The sequence below is a fragment of the Pseudomonas sp. GW823-FHT02C05 genome, from assembly GCF_058797595.1.
Window position 1 is genome coordinate 266656 of record NZ_JBXAJU010000006.1, and the last position, 20409, is coordinate 287064.

General features: G+C 64.7%; 18 protein-coding genes. 4 read left to right on the top strand and 14 right to left on the bottom strand.

Features of this window, described 5'->3' with window-relative positions; all coding sequences use genetic code 11:
• From AC1RGE_RS29595 to AC1RGE_RS29610, 4 genes are read right to left on the bottom strand one after another with little or no spacing between them, the layout of a single operon-like run.
• On the bottom strand, positions 1–4578 hold the full coding sequence (locus AC1RGE_RS29595; protein WP_492585523.1) for an alpha-2-macroglobulin family protein: 4578 nt from the start codon (positions 4576–4578) through the stop codon (positions 1–3).
• The gene (locus AC1RGE_RS29600) at positions 4575–5234 is read right to left on the bottom strand and encodes a DUF1175 domain-containing protein (RefSeq protein WP_015637191.1); all 660 of its coding nucleotides are present in this window, start codon (positions 5232–5234) and stop codon (positions 4575–4577) included. Before AC1RGE_RS29600 ends, AC1RGE_RS29595 begins: the two co-directional genes overlap by 4 nt.
• The gene (locus AC1RGE_RS29605) at positions 5219–6931 is read right to left on the bottom strand and encodes a DUF2138 domain-containing protein (protein WP_019092776.1); all 1713 of its coding nucleotides are present in this window, start codon (positions 6929–6931) and stop codon (positions 5219–5221) included. The genes AC1RGE_RS29600 and AC1RGE_RS29605 overlap by 16 nt, the downstream gene beginning before the upstream one ends.
• Before the next feature lie 37 nt (positions 6932–6968).
• Positions 6969–7760, bottom strand: coding sequence for a YfaP family protein (locus AC1RGE_RS29610; protein WP_065363610.1), 792 nt, complete (start codon positions 7758–7760; stop codon positions 6969–6971).
• A 368-nt stretch (positions 7761–8128) separates the two neighbouring features.
• On the opposite strand from AC1RGE_RS29610, the gene AC1RGE_RS29615 reads away from it, so the two are divergent.
• The 4 genes from AC1RGE_RS29615 to AC1RGE_RS29630 all read left to right on the top strand — a co-directional run bounded on the left by AC1RGE_RS29615 (position 8129) and on the right by AC1RGE_RS29630 (position 13281).
• The gene (locus AC1RGE_RS29615) at positions 8129–8371 is read left to right on the top strand and encodes an exodeoxyribonuclease VII small subunit (protein WP_011063724.1); all 243 of its coding nucleotides are present in this window, start codon (positions 8129–8131) and stop codon (positions 8369–8371) included.
• Positions 8368–9255 (top strand): (2E,6E)-farnesyl diphosphate synthase, encoded by an 888-nt coding sequence (gene ispA / locus AC1RGE_RS29620; protein WP_019092778.1) that lies wholly within the window; start codon positions 8368–8370, stop codon positions 9253–9255. Before AC1RGE_RS29615 ends, ispA begins: the two co-directional genes overlap by 4 nt.
• A 112-nt stretch (positions 9256–9367) precedes the next feature.
• Positions 9368–11269 (top strand): 1-deoxy-D-xylulose-5-phosphate synthase, encoded by a 1902-nt coding sequence (gene dxs / locus AC1RGE_RS29625; RefSeq protein WP_492585524.1) that lies wholly within the window; start codon positions 9368–9370, stop codon positions 11267–11269.
• 119 nt (positions 11270–11388) lie between these two features.
• Positions 11389–13281 carry a TonB-dependent receptor plug domain-containing protein gene (locus tag AC1RGE_RS29630; protein WP_492585526.1) on the top strand — a complete coding sequence of 631 codons (1893 nt, stop codon included), beginning with the start codon at positions 11389–11391 and terminating at the stop codon, positions 13279–13281.
• 68 nt (positions 13282–13349) lie between these two features.
• Here the strand turns inward: AC1RGE_RS29630 and AC1RGE_RS29635 are convergent, their stop codons facing one another.
• The 10 genes from AC1RGE_RS29635 to AC1RGE_RS29680 all read right to left on the bottom strand — a co-directional run bounded on the left by AC1RGE_RS29635 (position 13350) and on the right by AC1RGE_RS29680 (position 20382).
• Positions 13350–14147: a cobalamin-binding protein gene (locus tag AC1RGE_RS29635; protein ID WP_492585528.1), complete on the bottom strand. Its 798-nt coding sequence runs from the start codon at positions 14145–14147 to the stop codon at positions 13350–13352.
• Complete coding sequence (locus AC1RGE_RS29640; protein WP_011063729.1) at positions 14147–14566, bottom strand: hypothetical protein; 420 nt, start codon at positions 14564–14566, stop codon at positions 14147–14149. The genes AC1RGE_RS29635 and AC1RGE_RS29640 overlap by 1 nt, the downstream gene beginning before the upstream one ends.
• Positions 14563–15180, bottom strand: a complete 618-nt coding sequence (gene ribA / locus AC1RGE_RS29645) for a GTP cyclohydrolase II (RefSeq protein WP_011063730.1) — start codon at positions 15178–15180, stop codon at positions 14563–14565. Before ribA ends, AC1RGE_RS29640 begins: the two co-directional genes overlap by 4 nt.
• A gap of 128 nt (positions 15181–15308) precedes the next feature.
• Complete coding sequence (locus AC1RGE_RS29650) at positions 15309–16052, bottom strand: substrate-binding periplasmic protein (RefSeq protein ID WP_015637198.1); 744 nt, start codon at positions 16050–16052, stop codon at positions 15309–15311.
• Positions 16053–16062: 10 nt separating this feature from the next.
• Positions 16063–16566, bottom strand: coding sequence for a phosphatidylglycerophosphatase A family protein (locus tag AC1RGE_RS29655; RefSeq protein ID WP_011063732.1), 504 nt, complete (start codon positions 16564–16566; stop codon positions 16063–16065).
• Positions 16563–17528 (bottom strand): thiamine-phosphate kinase, encoded by a 966-nt coding sequence (thiL, locus tag AC1RGE_RS29660; protein ID WP_065363605.1) that lies wholly within the window; start codon positions 17526–17528, stop codon positions 16563–16565. The genes AC1RGE_RS29655 and thiL overlap by 4 nt, the downstream gene beginning before the upstream one ends.
• An 18-nt stretch (positions 17529–17546) precedes the next feature.
• Positions 17547–18047, bottom strand: coding sequence for a transcription antitermination factor NusB (gene nusB / locus AC1RGE_RS29665; RefSeq protein WP_011063734.1), 501 nt, complete (start codon positions 18045–18047; stop codon positions 17547–17549).
• On the bottom strand, positions 18044–18520 hold the full coding sequence (gene ribH, locus AC1RGE_RS29670; RefSeq protein ID WP_011063735.1) for a 6,7-dimethyl-8-ribityllumazine synthase: 477 nt from the start codon (positions 18518–18520) through the stop codon (positions 18044–18046). The genes nusB and ribH overlap by 4 nt, the downstream gene beginning before the upstream one ends.
• 91 nt (positions 18521–18611) lie before the next feature.
• Positions 18612–19703, bottom strand: a complete 1092-nt coding sequence (ribBA, locus tag AC1RGE_RS29675; protein ID WP_492585530.1) for a bifunctional 3,4-dihydroxy-2-butanone-4-phosphate synthase/GTP cyclohydrolase II — start codon at positions 19701–19703, stop codon at positions 18612–18614.
• A gap of 16 nt (positions 19704–19719) precedes the next feature.
• On the bottom strand, positions 19720–20382 hold the full coding sequence (locus AC1RGE_RS29680; RefSeq protein ID WP_011063737.1) for a riboflavin synthase: 663 nt from the start codon (positions 20380–20382) through the stop codon (positions 19720–19722).
• Positions 20383–20409: the final 27 nt, after the last annotated feature.

Below are 20409 nucleotides of genomic sequence, written 5' to 3' on the forward strand. Positions count from 1 at the left end.
TTATTTGACCGTGACCTGACCCAGGGCCGGGGTGCGTTCCTGAGCCTGATGCTCCGGTGCGTACACCTGGTAGAAACGTGCCGGCGGCAGATTGAACTGGCCTTTCTGGGAGAAGCGAACCAGATGGCGCAGGCGCACTTCGCTGCCGTCGTTCAACGCATCCAGCGGCACCGCGTAGCTCATCTGCCCCGGTTCGGAGCGAGCCTTCTCCAGGGACGCCGCTTCCGTACCGGCCGGGCCGGCCAGCTTGATGCCCCAGGTGGTGCGCTCGACATCGGCGCCCGGCGGCAGCGGCACTTCCAGCATGCCGTACAGCAGCGGCCGGTTGCCTTCGTTGGCGATGATCACTTCGTCCAGGTACAGGCCGTCACTGGCGATCGGCTTGTTGCCCACCGGTTCCAGCTTGAAGGTGAAGGCTTCGTCCCCCGGCACCAGGCGCAACAGGCGGCGGGTGATGTTCACCGGCGACGGCGTGCCCATGTCCAGCTTGCTCAGGTAGCTCACCGACGCCCGCAGCGGACGTTCCGGCACAGAGCCCAGGGCCAGTACCGTCGGCACCTGCGCCCCTTGCCACTGCCAGTAGCTTTCACCGCTGGCGCCCTGGCGCTGTTGCCAGCCCTGCCCCGGGTTCAAGGCCACCGCCGGGGTCGACTGGGCGATGCTGCGCTGCAACCAGGTCAGGGCCAGGGCCCGTTCCAGGGTCGATTGCGACGGCAGCAGGCGTTGCAGCAAGGCACGCGCCGCGCCTTGGTCGAACGGTTTGAGCGACAGGCTCAGGGCCTGGGTGAACGGCTGGGAGCTGATATCCAATTGCTGCTGCGCCGCTTCCAGTTGGGCGACGAACGCCGCGGGTGGCGTGACCTTGGCATCCCGCGCCAGGGCCGCGGTCAGCACCCGGGCGCTGGCCAGGCCGAGGGCCGAATCCGGATCGTCCATCACCAGGCTGTCGCTGCCGTTGTCCTGCATGCTGGCTGCCGGGCCGCTACCGGCCTTGGCCAGGTCGTCCATCAGGCCGCTGACCAGGGTGTTGATCGGCAGTTTCATTTCACGGGCGAACGACAGGATCAGCGCCCGTTGCAGCAACGGCGTATTGCCAGCCTGCTTGGCGTAGACCTCCAGCACCCGCTGCCAGTGCTCCGGCGGCAGGTTCAGGTCCAGCACCTTGCTCGCATTCCAGTCGGCGTAATAGGCGTAGGCGGTGAGGAAGGCATCCGGCTCGGCATCTTCGCCCCACCAGGTGAATGCCGCTTCCGGCCCGGCCATGTGCACCAGGCGCAGACGGCTGTTCTGCATCATTAGCCGCAGCCGGTCGCGGATCTGCGGATTGCTGGCCAGCGCCGGGTAGGCAACGCTCAGCGGCAGCAACTGGCTGGCGGTCTGTTCGACGCCGCCATACGGGTATTCCAGCAGGTCATCCAGGGCCGAACGGAACAGCGCTTGCGGGCTGTCGTCCAGGCGCAGGCGAATGTCCGCAGCATCGGCCGGCAGGCCCAGCGGCGTGCTGATGGTGACCACGTCCAGGCTCTGGGTCTGCACGCTCTGCCAGCCGGCCGCACTGCTCACCAGGCGCACCGCCAGGGCATCCACGGTCTTGCCGCCCTGCACCAGCTCGGCGCTCCACTCGCCATTGCCCGGAGCAATGGCCGGCAGCGCCACATAGTTGATGCCGCTGTTGAGGGTCAGCGGCAGGCGCTGGGACTCACCGGCGTAATGGATCACCAGTTCGGCCTTGGTGGGTTGTTCGGACTGGCTGAAGGCGAATACCCCCAGGTCCGGCTTGTCACCCGTGCGGAAGCGGGTCGGACCGCTCCACTTCAGGTACAGGGCCTTGTCGGAACGCACGAACTGCTTTTTCTGCCCCACTTGGCCATCATCGGCGATGGCCCGGGCAGTGATGCGCCAGCGGGTCAGGGAATCCGGCATGCGGAAGGTGAAACGCGCCTTGCCGCTGCCGTCGGTGACCAGCTCCGGCTGCCAGGCAGCGGTGTCGACATCTTCGCGCCGCGGACGCTCCAGTACCTTGACCCCGCGTTCGTTGCGGTTGGCCTTGCCCGGGGCGGTGGGGCTGCCCGGCAGGGCCACGTCGTAGCTGATGAACGACAGGCTGGCGCTGGTGCGCACATTGTTGCGCCGCGGGTGGTAGAAGAACTGGTCGATGCTCGGCGCCACTTCCGGTTGCAGGGCGTAGACCATTTCGTCCACCACGCTGACCGTCAGGTGTGCGGGCACCGGCTTGCCGGCGAACTGGGTAGACAGGTCGACGGTGACCATGTCACCCGGCTGGTATTTGTCCTTGTCGGTATGGATGGCCACATCGATCTGCGGCGTCAGCACCTTGATCCCGGCGTTCTGGAAGCTGTACTCGCCGCCCTTGGTGTAGAGCACGGAAAAGGTCAGGTTCGGCGCAAAACCGTCCTTCACCGGCACCCGGGCGCGGTATTGGGTGGGGCTGAGTTTTTCCACCTTGAGCCAATCGCCGCCCTTGGACAGCAGCGCCGTGGCCTCGACCTTGTCCCGCTCCAGGGACAGCAGGGCGTCGTTGATCGGCTCCGGGAAGGTGATCAGCGCCAGGGCTTCGTCACCAGCCTTGTACTCGGGCTTGTCGAGGACGATTTCCACGGTGCCCGGCACCGCTTTCACGCCCTCGCCAGTGACCGAGTGGCTGGTGCCGCCCAGTACACGATCGTGCTCGTCGCGCAGGGTCAGGTTGTAGGTACCGGGGCGCTCGAAGGCCAGGGCGAAACCGCTGTCGGCGGCAGCCAGCTTGCCCTCGCCGGTGGACTGGTCCTCCATGCGCACCCAGCCGTAGCGGCTCGGCTTGACGTTCTTGCTCTGCTCGCTGGTGTTCTGGTTGGCGTAGCTGAACTGCACCTTGTCGCCGGCCGCGCTGAAACGCTGCGGCGCGCTGAGGCTGAAGCTCGCCGCGCCACGCTCGATGAGGATTTCCTTGGTGGTCTTGACCCGATACGCAGCGCCATCACTGGCGAATACGGTGAGCATGTAGCGGCTGGGCTTGTCCGCCGCCGGCAGGTCGAGGGTCGCACTGCCCTTGGAATCGGTGGTCAGTTCGGCGCTGGTCAACTCCACCGGGAACTGGCCCATGTACTGCAGTTCGTTGTCCACCATGGACAACTGCTGGGCCCGCAGGCTCAGTTGCAGGCGAGCGTTGGCCACCGGTTTGCCGTCGGGGTAGAGCAGCACCAGGTTGCCCTTCACCGGCTCGCCGGTCTTGAAGTCCGGCTTGGCCAGGGCCAGGGAAACCTCAAAGTGCGGCTTGATGTACTCGGCCACGCGGAAGGCGCTGCTGTAGACCTGGCCCTTGTAGCCAAAACGCAGTTCATAACCACCGGCCACGGCATTTTCCGGCAGTTGGAAGCGGCCCTGGGCGCCGGACTTGGAATCCAGGTTCAGGGTCATGTTCTGCAGGGCGGTGCCGGCGGCATCCAGCACGCTGACGTTCACCGTGCCGGCACCCGGCTGTACCGAGTCCCGGGCGTTCTTGAACTCGCGACCGACGATCTTCAGCGATACCCAGTCCCCGGGGCGATACAGCGGCCGGTCGGTGAAGGCATACAGTTTGGTGTCGTAGATTTCGCTGTCGTAATAGAAGTTCTCGGAGACGAACACCCCGCCTTCCTGGTCTTCGCCGATCACGTAGGAGCGCTCGGGGCTGACGTGCTTGAGGCGCACTAGGCCCTGTTCGTCGGTGGCGCCGCTGTTCATCACGCCGAGGCCGTCGGTCCACAGCACATTGACCTTGGGCACCGAGTTGCCTTCATGCTTGCCCGCGGCCCAGACCAGCAGTTCGTCGCCGGCGATCTTGCTCACCGCCACGGTGTTGGAAACAAAGACCATGGTGGTGGCGCGGTACTTGCCCACCAGGGCCTCCACCAGGTACAGGCCGGGCTTGAGCTGCCCCAGCGGGATGTAGACGTTGCCCGGGGCGACGTTGATGAACTGGCTGGAGGAACCGGACAGGTTTACCCCGGCCGGCGGCTGGATCGGCTTGGCCTGCCACAGCGGATAACGGAACTGGGTCACCAGGGGCAGCCCCGGGATCAGGGCGAATTGCGGCTGGGCGTCATACGGCGTCGGCGCCAGCATGGAGTTGCCCACCTTCAGTTCCGGCACCTCTTCGGTGACCTGCTTGCGTGACTCGTAGGAGAAGGCGCGCTGCATCACCCGGCGGGATTTGCGGTACCAGTTGTCCCACAGGTAGGCCAGGGTGTTGGACAGGCCCTCGCCCTTGAACTGGCCGTCGCTGACCACCCGGTGCAGGTTCTTCTGGCGCTTGAGAAAGTCCAGCGGCTGGTCGATCCGGTACACCCGGATGTCCGCGCCGCCATAGGGCTCCATGCGAAAGCGCCGGTAGTCACGGCCCGGGGCTTCGAGGCGCACCATGGCCTGTTCGTCGCTGGCGAAACTGCTGTCGGCCAGGAGGAAGAAACTCTCGCCGGAGACCGCCGCATAGTCGCTGGGCGGCACCGAGTCTTCGGCGTTGACCAGGGCCACGGGGGTGAGCAGGGTCAAGGCCAGGGTCAGGCGAAACAGAAAACGGGACATACGGGATTCGCTCATTGGGTGAGGAAGTTCAGTCGATAGATGCCGATGAAGTTGGGGTTGGCTGAGTCGGGTATCCATCGAGTGTCCTTCCATGTCATCAGTTGCTGCACGCTAGCCGAGCGCATGCCGTTGTCGGTGGGAGTGGTGGTGCCGGTGTGATAGGCGATGTTGCGGCCCATCCAGATCATCAGGTGCTGGTCGTCGCCCTGGTCGAAGAACAACAGGTCACCGGGGCGCGCCTGCCCCAGGTCACGGCTCACCAGATGGCTGTTGAACTGGATCAGCTTGATGGCATTGACGTAGGGCCCGGTCTGGCCGCCGCCCTGCTGCCACTGCTGGGCCAGGCCGCGCTGGCCTTCGCTCAGTTGCAGCTCCGGCGGCAGGTAGCGATTGGACATGCCGTTGGCCCGCAGCCATTTGTTGTCGTGGACCTTGAGCGCTTCGTTGGCGGCAAAGCGCACCAGGCCCGCGCAATCCTGCTGGTACCAGCGCGGGCTCGGGCCCTGGCTCAACTGCTCCTGGGCGATGCGCACGAACCAGGCACGGAACACCTGGGACTGTTGCACGTCCAGCGGCGGAGCCTGGGTCGCGCCCACGGCGCTGCTCAGCAACAAGGCCAAGAGGCCAAGGCTGCTCAGACCTTTGCGCAGTGCACTCACAGGGCACGCCATTGCAAGGGCAGCCATTGCCAGTGACCGTCGGGCTCGCTGCCTTCGGGCAGGGTCAGGGCGTACTTGCCATAACCGCCGAGGGTACGCAGCTTGGGCACCAGGTAGGTTTGCGCGGCGTTGTTGAACACCGGCTCCATGTCCTGGGGCAGGCTGTCGAAGGTTTCCTGCTGGATCAGCTGGGCCAGGGACTGCGGGCCCAGGTACACCGGCATCAGTGCATCCTTGGGCACCACGTCCGCCAGGGGCGGGAAGCGCTTGTCCAGGGTGCCCAGGGCCTTATTCACCAGCTTGTCATCCAGGGAGAACACCAGGGTCGAGCCATGGCGGGCCAGGCTGACCTGCATGAAGGCGCGACCGGTGATGGTTTGCGGGTCCTTGGCTTCCTTGGCCGGGTACTGGCCGAAGTTGGAACTGACCTGGCGCTGCCACTGGTGCACGTCGCCGTTCTGCTGCTCGACCACCGGGAAGATGCGCTCCGCCACCTTGCTTTCCCGGGTGCCGACCATGGAGCCGAACAGCTTGCCCAGGTCCGCATCGAGCTTGGCATTGTCCTTGTCCTTGAGGCTGGCCACCAGCAGCGGTGTGTACAGCCGCGAGTCGGCGTACCAGCACAGGCCGGCGGTCCCGGCCATGTGCTCGGTCAGGGTGGTGGCCACCGCTTCTTCGGCGCCCAGTTTGACCAGCAACGGCTTCTGCTGCTCCGCCGCCAGGGGCAAGGCTACGCAGGCGCTGGCGCCCATGGGCATGGCCTGCCAGATCGGCTTGAAGTCGAACGCCGGCTGGTTGTCCTGCTCTTGCATGGCCAGGTAGCTGTGCCAGCCCTTGTCGTCCATGTCGAAGCGCAGGCCGGCGAAGTTGGGGATAAAGCGCTGGTAACCCATGGCCAAAACGCTGGAATTGACTGCCAGCCGCTGCTGCACTTCAGGCTTGCGCGCTTCCAGGCCAAAGGCCTCGGGGAACAGTTTGTCGCCGTTGAGCAGGGCCTCCAGAGCGGTGGTGGACACCGCACCATGCTCGTCGTCGGCGCCGGTGGCGGGGTCGTACAGCTTGGCGGGGTTGGACAGCACCACCAGCTTGTCGCCGTGGGAGGCGAATGCCAGGGACCGGCTGGCGTTGTAATTCAACTGGTACAGGGTCACCGCATCGCCACCGACCTTCAGGTCCGCCAGCTTGCTCAACTGGGTGTCATCCAGGGCCACCTTGGCCAGGGGCTCCAGCAGCTTGGCCAGGCCGCCGCGGTCCATCACCAGCAGGAAGTCCTTGAGACGCCCGTCGGCGCCGCGCCACAGCGCCACGTCGGCCGGCTGGTCGAACAACTGCTCGATCAGGTTGTCCTGCAGCTTCAGGTCATGCTCGTAGATGATCCGCCGCAGGCTGCCGATCAGGCCCAGGCGGTCGGCGTGGGTCTGGTAATAGAAGACGAAATCCTCGGTCAGGGTTTCCTTGAGGAAAGGCACCGCCAGCAGGTCCTTGGGCAACTGCGCCAGGGAATGGGTTTCCAGCAGCCCATCGGGGCGGCTCAGGCCCAGCTTGTCGCCGGCCAGCTCCGCCACCGGAGTCTTGGGCTTGCAGCCCACGCCGGTGACCGCGGCCGCCACCAGGCACAGGCCCATGACCAGGACCGGCCAGCGCCGCTTGCTGGCGGGTTGTTCAGTACCGGGCACGCCGGCTGCCGGGGATGCTGTGTTTTCGCTCATGATTCACAAAGCCCAATTCATCCGTGGTGCGGGATGTTCAATAGTTGAAAGACTTGACCAGCAACAGGTCGCCGATGGCCCGCATGGGCACGATAAAGGTCTCGCGTTTCTCATCGACGGTGTTTTCGTTAAGGATCAGGTTGATCTGCGAGGTGATCACCTCGTTCTGATTGCTGCCTTCGTCGAAGTTGTATCCGCCGCTGCCGAAGTTGCCCCAGTAGTTCACGTAGATCAGGTAGGTGCCCCGCAGCGGTGCGGTCATGGTGAACATTTCCGGGCCCGGGCCATCGACGCCGTCCGGGTCCAGGCCGCCGCCATTGGTCAGGCCGGGGTGGCCGAAGAAGGCGTGCTGACCGTCCGGGGTAATGATGTGCATGTCCAGCTCGGCCTTGGGATCGTCCCAGCCCAGCACTACGCGAATGCGCGGTGGAGTCTTGTTCAGGTTGGCTTCATAGAACTGCACGCGCTTGAGGGACTTGCCCTCGGAGCTGCGCACTTCGACGCTGTTGGAGCCGGCACCGAACGCATAGGGCCGGGAAAAACGGCCCTGCTCGTCGGTATAGAGATTCAACGGGTTGCCGTTGACCGACAGGCTGTGGGGCTGGCGCAAATGGCCAATGGCCTTGAGCTGGCCTTCGATCAGGGTGCGGTTGCGCTGGATGCCGCGGTCGATGGGCGGCGTCGGATAGGCCACGCGATCCTGCTCGGTGCGGTCCAGCAGGCCGGAATAACGCCAGCCGGCCAGGGGTTCCTGCAGCTCGGCAGAAGGCTCGGCGAATGCCGGCCCGGCCAGCAGCAAGGTCAGCAGAAGGGAGGATAGAGCGCGCATGTAATGCGTCCTGCCATGCATGGGAAAACCCTGGCGCCAGATCCTCGGCGCGGCTGCAAATATTCAGAAAGAGTGCCCGGCAACAAAGGGCGTTGGAAAGGCCGCAGATTAGCGACTTGGCGCCTGTTGCACAATTGCCGAAAAAGGAATTTGCGAGGGAATCGGCAATGCCCTGACCCCCCCGCAGCAAGTGCCATTACAGCGCCATCACCCCCTTCACTCCCGGGAGCAACGCGCGTCGTGAAAACCCCCGCCCCCCCTACCCCAACGCCCCCCGCCCGAAGCCCGCCAGCGGGCGCTTCTCATTTGCCCGAAACCCCGCTGTCTGCTAGTGTCGCGCCGGTTTAACGTCAACCGGGATAGCCGCCATGGCCCGCAAAAAAGCTGCCTTAGATTTCGAACAATCCCTCGCCGACCTGCAAACCCTGGTCGAGCGTCTGGAGAACGGCGAGCTGTCGCTGGAAGACTCGTTGACCGCCTTCGAGCAAGGCATCGGCCTGACCCGCGATTGCCAGGCGGCCCTGGCCCAGGCCGAGCAGAAGGTGCAGATCCTCCTGGAGCGCGATGGCGAGCTGGCGGAACAGCCCTTCGATGCGGAACAGCCGGAATGATTACCGCCTATCAGGCCTCCAGCCAGGCCCGCGTCGACGCTGCAATGCACACCCTGTTCACCGCCCCTAGCCCCGAACTTGCCCGCCTCTATGAAGCCATGCGCTACAGCGTGATGAATGGCGGCAAGCGCGTGCGCCCGCTGCTGGCCTACGCCGCCTGCGAGGCCCTGGGCGGCAAGCCCGAGCAAGCCAACGGCGCCGCCTGCGCGGTGGAGCTGATCCACGCCTATTCCCTGGTGCACGACGACCTGCCGGCCATGGACGATGACGACCTGCGCCGCGGCCAGCCCACTACCCACAAGGCTTTCGATGAAGCCTGCGCGATCCTCGCCGGCGACGGCCTGCAGAGCCTGGCCTTCAGCGCCCTGCTGGACCCGGCCCTGAGCGACGCCAGCGCCGAGATCCGCCTGCGCATGGTCACCACCCTGGCCCAGGCCGCGGGCCCGGCGGGCATGGTCGGCGGCCAGGCCATCGACCTCGGCTCCGTGGGGCTCAAGCTGGACCAGCAGGCCCTGGAATACATGCATCGGCACAAGACCGGGGCACTGATCGAAGCCAGCGTGATCCTTGGCGCCCTGGCCAGCGGCCGGGCCGAAAAGGACGAGCTCAAGGCCCTGCAAACCTACGCTCAGGCCATTGGCCTGGCGTTCCAGGTGCAGGACGACATTCTCGATGTCGAAAGCGATACCGCCACCCTGGGCAAGCGCCAGGGCGCCGATATCGCCCGGGACAAGCCGACCTACCCGGCCTTGCTGGGCCTGGCCGCAGCCAAGGAGTACGCCCTGGAACTGCGCGACCAGGCGCTGCATGCCCTGCGTCCGTTTGACGCAGCGGCCGAGCCGCTGCGCGAGCTGGCGCGCTATATCGTCGAACGCCGCAGCTGATCGGCGGTCCGCAGCAGGACCGCATATCGGCCAAGTTCGGCGCTCTGCGTGGGCAGCTTGCGATGCATAAGGTAAACTGCCGCCTCTTTCTATACCTATAACGATTCGCCTGATGCCCACGACGTTTCATGAGATTCCCCGCAAACGCCCGACCACGCCGCTGCTCGACCGCGCCCAGACGCCGGACGGCCTGCGCCGGTTAGGCGAAGCCGAGCTGGAAACCCTGGCCGATGAGTTGCGCCTGGAATTGCTCTACACGGTCGGCCAGACCGGCGGGCACTTCGGTGCCGGCCTCGGGGTCATCGAGCTGACCATCGCGTTGCATTACGTGTTCGACACCCCGGACGACCGGCTGGTGTGGGACGTGGGTCACCAGGCGTATCCGCACAAGATCCTCACCGGGCGCCGTGAGCAGATGGCCAGCCTGCGCCAGAAAGACGGCCTGGCCGCCTTCCCGCGGCGCTCCGAGAGCGAGTACGACACCTTCGGCGTCGGCCACTCCAGTACCTCCATCAGCGCTGCCCTGGGCATGGCCATCGCCGCACGCCTGCAGAACAGCGAGCGCAAGGCCATCGCCGTGATCGGCGACGGCGCCCTGACCGCGGGCATGGCCTTCGAGGCCCTGAACCACGCGCCGGAGGTGGACGCCAACATGCTGGTGATCCTCAACGACAACGACATGTCGATCTCGCGCAATGTCGGCGGGCTGTCCAACTACCTGGCCAAGATTCTCTCCAGCCGCACCTACGCCAGCATGCGCGAAGGCAGCAAGAAAGTGCTGTCGCGCCTGCCCGGGGCCTGGGAAATCGCTCGCCGCACCGAAGAATACGCCAAGGGCATGCTGGTCCCCGGCACCCTGTTCGAAGAACTGGGCTGGAACTACATCGGCCCCATCGACGGCCATGACCTGCCGACCCTGATCGCCACCCTGCGCAACATGCGCGACCTCAAGGGCCCGCAGTTCCTGCATGTGGTGACCAAGAAGGGCAAGGGCTTCGCCCCGGCGGAAGTCGACCCGATCGGCTACCACGCCATCACCAAGCTGGAACCCCTGGACGCCCCGGCGGCCGCGCCGAAAAAGGCCGGCGGGCCGAAGTATTCAGGTGTGTTCGGCGAATGGCTGTGCGACATGGCCGCCGCCGACCCGCGCCTGGTGGGCATCACCCCGGCGATGAAGGAAGGTTCGGACCTGGTGGCCTTCAGCGAGCGTTTCCCGCTGCGCTATTTCGACGTGGCAATTGCCGAGCAGCACGCCGTGACCCTGGCGGCCGGCATGGCCTGCGAGGGCGCCAAGCCGGTGGTGGCGATCTATTCGACCTTCCTCCAGCGCGGCTATGACCAGCTGATCCACGATGTGGCGGTACAGAACCTCGACGTGCTGTTCGCCATCGACCGCGCCGGCCTGGTGGGCGAAGACGGCCCGACCCACGCCGGCAGCTTCGACCTCTCCTACCTGCGCTGCATCCCCGGCATGCTGGTGATGACCCCGAGCGACGAGAACGAGCTGCGCAAGATGCTCAGTACCGGGCACCTGTACAACGGCCCTGCGGCCGTGCGCTACCCGCGCGGCACCGGCCCCAACGCACCGATCGACAAGAGCCTGGAACCGATCGAGATCGGCAAGGGCGTGATCCGCCGCCAGGGCAGGCAAGTGGCCCTGCTGGTGTTCGGCGTGCAACTGGCCGAAGCCCTGCAAGTGGCCGAGAAACTCGACGCCACGGTGGTCGACATGCGCTTCGTCAAGCCACTGGATGAAGCCCTGGTACGCGAGATCGCCAGCAGCCACGAACTGCTGGTGACCATCGAGGAAAACGCCATCATGGGTGGCGCCGGCGGTGCGGTCAGCGAATACCTGGCACGGGAAAACATCCTCAAGCCGATCCTCCACCTGGGCTTGCCGGACGCCTACGTCGAGCACGCCAAACCGGCGCAGATGCTCGCCGAGTGCGGCCTCGACGAAGCCGGCATCGAGGCCTCGGTGCGCCAGCGCCTGACGCTGCTGGGCCTGGCTTGACCCACAGCGGCTACCTTTAGCCGCTGCTGCACGCCCGCCATGCGGGCGTCGCTTTTGCTCCCCTCCTTATCCGGCTTCACACACTGCGGCGAAGGCTGAGCCGCGCTAACGGAATAGCCATGAAACTCTCTCGCCTGGCCCTGCCACTTTGCCTTCTGCCCTGCGCCGAACTCTTTGCCGACACCCCCGACCGCGATCAGGCCCTGAAACTGCCGGAGATGCTGATCAGCGCCAACCGCCAGGTGGAAGCACGCAACGACAGCAGCGCCGCCAACACCGTGTTCACCCGGGAAGACATCGACCGCCTGCAACCCACCAGCCTGACCGACCTGCTGCAGCGGGTGCCGGGGGTGCAGGTAGCCCAGGGCGGCGGGCGCGGCAACCTGCCGAATATCTTCATCCGCGGCACCAACTCGGCCCAGAGCCTGGTGCTGGTGGACGGCCAGCGCATCAGCAGCTCATCGAGCGGCGACAGTAACCTGCAGTTCATCAGTATCGAGCAGATAGAAAGGGTGGAAGTACTGCGTGGCTCGCGCTCAGTGATCTATGGCAGCGACGCCATTGGCGGGGTGATCCAGATCTTCACCCGGCGCGGAGCGGACTCGGGGCTCCATGGGCGCATGCGCGTCGCCGCTGGCAGCAACCAGACCTGGGAGCGCAGCCTGGGACTGTCCGGTGGAGATCAACAGACACGCTTCAGCCTCGGCGCCAACCTGGATGAAACCGCCGGGATCGACTGGACCCAGGAATCGTTCCCCAGCGATGCCGACCATGATGGTTACCGCAACAAGTCGTTGAGCTTCACCCTCAGCCATGCGCTGAACGATGACCTGGAGGTAGGCCTCAACCTGCTGGATAACCGTGGTCGCACGCGCTATGACAACCCCTTCGGGCGCTACGACTCAAGCTACGACGTCTTCGCCCAGGATCCTTACACCGACTTCAGTGTCAGCAGCGTCAGCGGCTATCTCGATGCGCACATCAATGATTACTGGACGTCGCGAGTAGAGCTGGGGCATAGCGAGAACCGCGACCTCAAGCGCGACAAACTCAGTGACGAACGAAACGTATTCAATACCTACCGGGACTCGCTGAACTGGCAGAACGATCTGCGCCTGGACGAACACAACAGCCTGATCCTCGGCGCTGACTGGTACGAAGACCGGCTCAATACCAGCCCGGCGCGATTTGCCGAAGACAGCCGCTGGAACCGGGCGGCCTTCATTCAGCACCGCTTTCGCGGTGACAGTTTCTCCACCGAGCTGGGTCTGCGCCGCGACCAGAACCAGCAATATGGCAGCCAGAACACCTGGAGCGGCACCTTTACCCTCCCGCTCAACCCGGACAATGACTTGCTGCTCTCCTATAGCGAAGGTTTCCGAGCGCCCAACTTCAGCGACCTGTATTACCCCGGCTTCAGCAACCCCGACCTCAAGCCGGAACACTCCAAGAGCTATGAATTGCAGTGGCGTAACCAACTGACGCAAAGCACTCGCCTGGAGACCTCGATCTTCCGCACCGATATCAAGGACGCAATCATTTATGACCGCATAGCCCAACGCCCGGAAAACGTTGGCGCAGCGAGAATCAACGGTTTCGAAGCGGCCCTGAAACAGGAACTGTTCGGCTGGCAGACCAGCATCGGCACCGCGATCATTGATCCGCGCAATCGCAAGAATGGCCATCAACTGCCGCGCCGTGCCCGCCGCACCTTGAATCTGGATCTAGACCGGCAGTTCGACCAATTGGCGCTAGGTGCCAGTTGGCAACTGGTGAGCAAGAGCCGTGAGGACTTGAGCACGAAAAAGCAGGTCCCGATTGGCGGCTACGGCCTGCTCGGACTGCGAAGCAGTTGGGCGATCAATCAGGAAGTGAAGCTGGACCTGAAACTCGACAACATCTTCGACAAGTCCTATAGCCGCACGCTCTACGAGTACAACGGCAACGACTATGGCTACCGCAGCGAAGGCCGTACCTGGATGCTCGGCGTGACCTGGACGCCTGAGCTGTAAGGTCCGCTGCCTTCGCCGGCAAGCCGGCTCCTACAGCCCCCTAGGGCAAGGCCTGCCGGTGAAGGGGCTCAGCGCTCAGGTGCGATCAAGGCACAGAGCCTGGCCGTCGCGGCAACCATCTGCCCGCTGGGCCGCTCCAGGCCCTTGTCCCTTACCAGCAGCAACCGCCCTTGCCGCACCGCCGCGACCTGCGGCCAGTCCTTCCAGGCATCCAGTTGTCCCTGGCCGGTGGCGAGGATCGCCTGCGGATTGCGCTGCAACACCGACTCGATACTGACCTGGGGCGCCGGCAGTTGCTGGTCGGCAAACACATTGCGCGCGCCGCAGACACTCAAGGCTTCGCTGATGATCTGCCCACCACCCACGGTGTACAGCGGCTGGTCCCAGACCTGATAGAACACCGGCAACGGCGGTTCGCGGTGATAGCGGACGCGCAATGCAGCCAGTTGCCCGTTCAACACGGCGGCCAGCTCGCGGCCGGCCGCCGGGCGACCCAGGCGCTCGCCGATCTCGGCAATCTGCGCGGTCAGTTGCGGGAAGTCATGGGGTTCGGCAACCAGGGTGGGGATCCCCAGGCGCGCCAGCTGATCGCGCTGGGCCGGGCCGACACTGCCCGGCCAGAGCAACAGCAGATCAGGCTTGAGACTCAGCAAGCGCTCGATATCCAGCTGGCCGTAGCGCCCCACCGAAGGCAGGTCCTTGAGCGGCGCGGGCCGTTCACCGGCATCCAGCACGCCCACCAGCAGCTCGGCAGCCCCCAGCTCTACAACGATTTCCGAGAGCGATGGCGCAAGACTCACCACCCGCTGCGCCGCCAGCGCCGGAACACTGGCCAGCAGGCACAGGACCGCCAGCCAGCGCAGCATCAGCCCAGTTGACGCGGAATGCGATAGAGGTAGAACAGCACCGCCGTGGACACCGCCAGAAGCATCAGCGGCACCGCTTCCAGGCCGACGAACACCGCCAGGGTGCCGATCCAGGCCGGCAGCGACGCCGCCAGGAACGCCACCCGCCGGCTGGCCGCAAGGTTGATCCAGGCCGCCGGTTCCTCGGGAGTGTCCAGGGCTTTCTGGGTGGCGATCAGGGCGTGCTTGTAGCCGCCGAAGAAGCGCAGGCTGACGAACATGGATGCCACCCCGGCAATGAAGAACGGCATCGCCAGCACCGGCAGGATGGGCTCGCCCTGGCCGAACAGCGCGTTGATCACGAACAACGGCAACAGGCCCAGGGCCAGGTATTGCCACCAACTGACGGTCAGGCGCCGCTTGACTTGGCCCCGGGTCACGCGCGGTCGACCTCGCCCTGGTGCTCGTTGCCCATCATGTGGTCGAGCTTGCTGGCCTTGGTCGCCAGGTAGAGTTTGTTGTGCGGGTTATGGCCGGTGTGCAGCGGTACGCGCTCGGCGACCTGGATCCCCATCTCGGTCAAGGCCTTGACCTTGCGCGGGTTGTTGGTCATCAGGCGCAGGGACTTGACCCCCAGGTGCTCCAGCATCGGCAGGCACATGGCGTAGTCGCGCTGGTCGGCGGCAAAGCCCAGGCGTTCGTTGGCCTCAACGGTGTCGGCGCCACCGTCCTGCAGTTCGTAGGCGCGGATCTTGTTCAAGAGGCCGATACCCCGGCCTTCCTGGCGCAAGTACAGCAACACCCCACGACCTTCGCGGGCGATGGCCTGCAGGGCGGCTTCCAGTTGCGAGCCGCAGTCGCAACGCTGGCTGAACAGTGCATCGCCGGTCAGGCACTCGGAGTGCAGGCGGCCGAGAACCGGAGCGCCGTCGGCGATATCGCCCAGGCTGAGCACCACATGCTCGCGGCCGGTAGCTTCATCGAGAAAACCATGCATGGTGAATTGCGCAAAAGGCGTAGGCAACTTGCAAGCAGCAACAAAAACGACGGGCACTGTTGTGCTCCTGATCTGTATGAGGACTGGAGATTCGCAGAGGCGGCATTGTAACAGCAGCCTCCACTGGACGCTTAGGCTGAATTATCGGAGATAAAGATCGATAAGTTTGATCAACGCACCGTCGGCTAAGGGCTCCCGTCAAAGGGATAAGGCTGTTTCCAGCGTTCGAAGATCGGCCGCAAACGCCCGGTGCTCACCAGCTGTGCCATGCGCTGGTCGTACAGTTCGCGCATTTCCCGCCCGCGCGGGTTGCTGGCGAACCCCAGGTACAGCGGCAGCTCGGTCAGGTGGGTACGCTTGAACTGGCTCGGATCGGAGGCCTGCCCCAGCACGTAGTCGATCTCGGTCTGGGCATCGATGTAATAGTCGGCGCGGCTGTACAGCAGCATCGGCAGGATGCCGATGCGCCGGCGGATCTCGTTGTAGCGGCGGATATTGGGCAGGTAGTCCTGGTACTTGTAGCCGCGCACCCAGACCAGTCGGTAACTGGCGATAGTCGCCAGGCTCAACTCGGGGTTGCTGGCCAGTCCCAGGGCGTAGATGTGATCGGTGTCGTAGTTCCAGTGGGGGTAAAGCACACCCGGCGACTCATCACGGTAGGCCCCCATGTGGGCGTCCACTTCGCCGCGCTGTACCAGCCCGACCGAACGGGTATAGGGCACGCTGCAACGTTCGATGGTCACACCCAGCGGCTCGAAGACTTCGCGCAGGATGTCCCAGCCCAGCCCCTCGCCGTTGGCTTCGGTGTAATCGCTCCAGACCTCGCTGGCGATGCGAATGTGCCTGGGCTGCGCCTGCGGCTCCGCGGCCCGGACGCTGCAACAGCTCAAGGCAACCAGCAATACCAGCAGCGCGCGGCACACACCCATGCCTATTTCCTCAGCTGAAGCACCACACCAGCCCTTGCATCGCCAGCCAGGCAAACACCCCGGCGAGGACGTCGTCGAGCATGATGCCGACGCCGCCATGCACATGCCGGTCGATCCAGCGAATCGGCCAAGGCTTGAGAATGTCGAAGAAGCGGAACATCAGGAAACCTGCCAGCAGCCAGTACCAGCCTTCGGGCACCAGCCACAGGGTGATCCACATGCCGACCATTTCATCCCAGACGATGCCTTCATGGTCATGCACCCGCAGATCGTCGGCCACCTTGCCGCACAGCCAGAAGCCGAACAGCATGGTGATGCCGAGCATCAGCCAGTAGCCCCAGTCCGGCAACATCTGCCACAGCGGGATAAAGGGTAGCGCAACCAGCGAACCCCAGGTGCCCGGCGCCTTGGGCAAGGTGCCGGAGCCAAAGCCGAAGGCCAGGAAATGCCAGGGGTTGCGCCACACCGACGGCGGTACGAACTCCGCCGGGACCTGTTTGGGATGATCTGTCACTGTGTCTCCGGAAAGTGTTGATAACCCCGGGTGCCGGGGGTGATGTCCTGCCCATCGGCATCCAGCAGGGTCACCCCCTGCCCGGCCACCACTCGCCCGACCACCCGCACTGGCCAGCCGGCCGTCAGTAGCGGCGCCAGTTCGGCCGGTGGCAGGGTGAAGGCCAGGACGTAGTCGTCACCGCCACTCAGGGCCGCGGCGCGAGCGCCCTGCTGGCCGAGAAAGCCCAGCAGCACCGGCGACAGCGGCAGCTTCTCGACCTCGACCTGCAAACCAACCGCCGAGGCCGTGGCGATATGGCCGCAGTCGGCCAGCAAGCCATCGGAGATGTCCAGCGCCGCCGTGGCCTTGCCCCGCAGCGCCTGGCCCAGGGCCAGTTGCGGTTGCGGCGACCAGTAATGGGCCAGCAGTGGCTCAGCCAGCGCCGGCTCGGCGCTGCGCTGGCCCAGAACCAGCGGCAAGGCGCCGGCGGCATTGCCCAAGTCACCGCCGACGCACAGCAGATCGCCTGCCCGAGCGCCGCTGCGGGTCAGGGCCAGGCCGGCAGGTACCCGGCCGAATACCGTCAGGGTCAGGGTCAAGGGGCCGCGGGTGGTATCGCCACCGATCAGGCGCACCCCGCAGTTCTGCGCCATGGCATTCAAGCCTTGGGCATAGGCCTGCAGCCAATCGGTGCTTACCGTCGGCAGGGTCAGGGCAAGGGTAAAGGCCAGTGGCGTGGCGCCCATGGCGGCCAGGTCGCTGACAGCCACCGCCAGGGAGCGTTGGCCAAGAAGAAAGGGCTCGCAGGGATCGGCGAAATGCACACCGGCCACCAGGGTGTCGGTGGAAATCGCCAACTGCTCGCCAGGGGCAACTGCCAGCAAGGCGCAGTCGTCGCCGATCCCCAGGGCAACACCCTCGCCGCCCTGCGCACAAGGCGCGGCAGCGAAGAAGTTGCGGATCAGCTCAAACTCGCCCATGGCAGCTGCAAGCGCGGTTCAGCGCTTGAACGCCTTCACTTCAGCTTCGCGCAGGCGTGGGGCCAGCTTGTCGAGTACGCCATTGACGAACTTGTGGCCATCGGTGGAACCGAAGACCTTGGCCAGTTCGATACCTTCGTTGATCACAACGCGGTACGGCACGTCGACGCGCTTGAGCAGTTCCCAGGTGGACAGGCGCAGAACCGCCAGTTCCACAGGGTCCAGCTCATCGATGGCCAGGTCCAGGCAAGGCACGAGCGCGGTGTCGATCTCGTTCTTGTTGGCCGGAACCCCGTGCAGGATTTCACGGAAGTAGGCGCCATCGATGTCAGTGAAATCGTTGTCGACCCGGAACTGCGCTTCGATCTCGTTCAGCGAATGCTTGGCCATGTGCCATTGATACAGCGCCTGGGTCGCGAGCTGACGGGCTTCGCGACGCTTGGCGCTCTTGGATGGCTTGCCGGCATTGGCAGGCTTGGGATCGCGCGGGTTGAAACGATCGCTATCGTCGCTAATCACTTGGCCTCCAACTGCGCCAGCAGGCTGACCATTTCCAGGGCGGACAGGGCAGCTTCAGCACCTTTGTTGCCGGCCTTGGTGCCGGAACGCTCGATGGCTTGTTCGATCGAGTCAACGGTCAGCACGCCGAAGGCCACTGGCACGCCGAACTCCATGGACACCTGGGCCAGGCCCTTGGTGCACTCGCCAGCCACGTATTCGAAGTGCGGAGTACCGCCACGAATGACCGCGCCCAGGGCGACGATTGCCGCGAACTCACCCTTTTGTGCCACTTTCTGTGCAACCAACGGAATTTCGAAGGCGCCAGGAGCACGGATGATGGTGATGTCGCTTTCGCTCACGCCGTGGCGAACCAGGGCGTCAACCGCGCCGCTGACCAGGCTTTCGACGACGAAGCTGTTGAAACGGCCGACCACCAGGGCATAGCGGCCTTTAGGGGCGATGAAGGTACCTTCGATGGTCTTCAGGGTCATTCGACAAATCTCTTAAAGAGCCAGAGCGTGTCTAGTACACGCTCTTCAGTGATATTTGAACCGCGAATAGGCTGCCGGAAACAGGCGGCTTTTATTCGGAGGGCACGTATTCTACAACTTCCAGGTCGAAACCGGATATCGCATTAAACTTCATCGGCGCACTCATCAGGCGCATTTTGCGTACGCCCAGGTCGCGCAGGATCTGCGAACCGGCACCGACGATGCTGTAGGTGGTGGGCTTCTTCGCCGGCTGGTGCTCCGCGGTTTCACGGATATGCGCCAGCAGCACGTCGCCATCCAGCGGGTGCCCGAGCAACAGCACCACGCCACTGCCGGCCTCGGCCACCGTGGCCATGGCCGCCCGCAGGCTCCAGCGGCCCGGTTGCTTGACCATCAGCAGGTCGCGCAGCGGATCCATGTTGTGCACCCGTACCAGGGTCGGCTCTTCAGTGCAGATCTCGCCCAGGGTCAGGGCCATGTGCACGTCGCCTTCCACGGAATCACGATAGGTCACCAGGTTGAACTGGCCCAGTTCGCTATCCAGCGGCTGCTCGGCAATCCGCTGAACGGTACGTTCGTGGATCATCCGGTAGTGGATCAGGTCGGCAATGGTGCCGATCTTGATGTTGTGCTCGGCGGCGAAGGCTTCCAGTTCGGTGCGACGGGACATGGTGCCGTCGTCGTTCATCACTTCGCAGATCACCCCGCTGGGCTCGAAACCGGCCATGCGCGCCAGGTCGCAGGCGGCCTCGGTGTGGCCAGCGCGGACCAGGGTGCCGCCGGGCTGGGCCATCAGCGGGAAGATGTGGCCCGGGCTGACGATGTCCTCGGCCTTGGCGTCCTTGGCAGCGGCGGCCTGCACGGTACGGGCGCGGTCAGCGGCGGAGATGCCGGTGGTCACGCCTTCGGTGGCCTCGATGGAGACGGTGAACTTGGTGCCAAACCCCGAACCGTTGCGCGGCGCCATCAGCGGCAGCTTGAGCAGCTCGCAGCGCTCGCGGCTCATAGGCATGCAGATCAGGCCGCGGGCGTGCTTGGCCATGAAGTTGATGTGTTCGGCCTTGCAGCACTCGGCGGCCATGATCAGGTCGCCTTCGTTCTCGCGGTCTTCGTCATCCATGAGGATGACCATCTTGCCTTGGCGGATGTCTTCAACCAGTTCTTCGATGCTGTTGAGCGCCACTCGGCACCCCCTTGAGTCAGGATTTGAGATAGCCGTTAGCGGCCAGAAAACTTTCGGTTATGGTGCCGCCCGTGGCCTCGGCCGCCTTGTCGCCCAGCAGCAGACGCTCCAGGTAGCGCGCCAGCAGGTCCACCTCAAGGTTGACCTGCCGACCCGGCCGGTAGTCGGCCATGATGGTTTCCGCCAGGGTGTGGGGAACGATGGTCAGCTCGAACTCGGCGCCATTGACCGCGTTGACCGTCAGGCTGGTGCCGTCGACGGTGATCGAGCCTTTATGGGCGATGTACTTGGCCAGCTCTTTCGGTGCGCGGATGCGGAACTGGATGGCCCGGGCATTTTCTTCCCGCGCCACCACTTCACCGACGCCGTCGACATGGCCACTGACCAGGTGACCGCCCAGGCGGGTGGTCGGGGTCAGGGCTTTCTCCAGGTTCACCCGGCTGCCGGCCTTCAACTGATGAAAAGCGGTGCAGTCCAGGGTTTCACGGCTGACATCGGCCCAGAAACCATCGCCAGGCAGTTCAACAGCGGTCAGGCAGACGCCGTTCACCGCGATGCTGTCGCCCAATTTGACGTCGGCCAGATCAAGCTTGCCGGTTTCTACATAGACCCGCACATCTCCGCCTTTTGGGGTCAATGCGCGAATGCTGCCGATGGATTCGATGATGCCGGTGAACATGGAGTCCTCCTCGAGAACAGGGCCGCC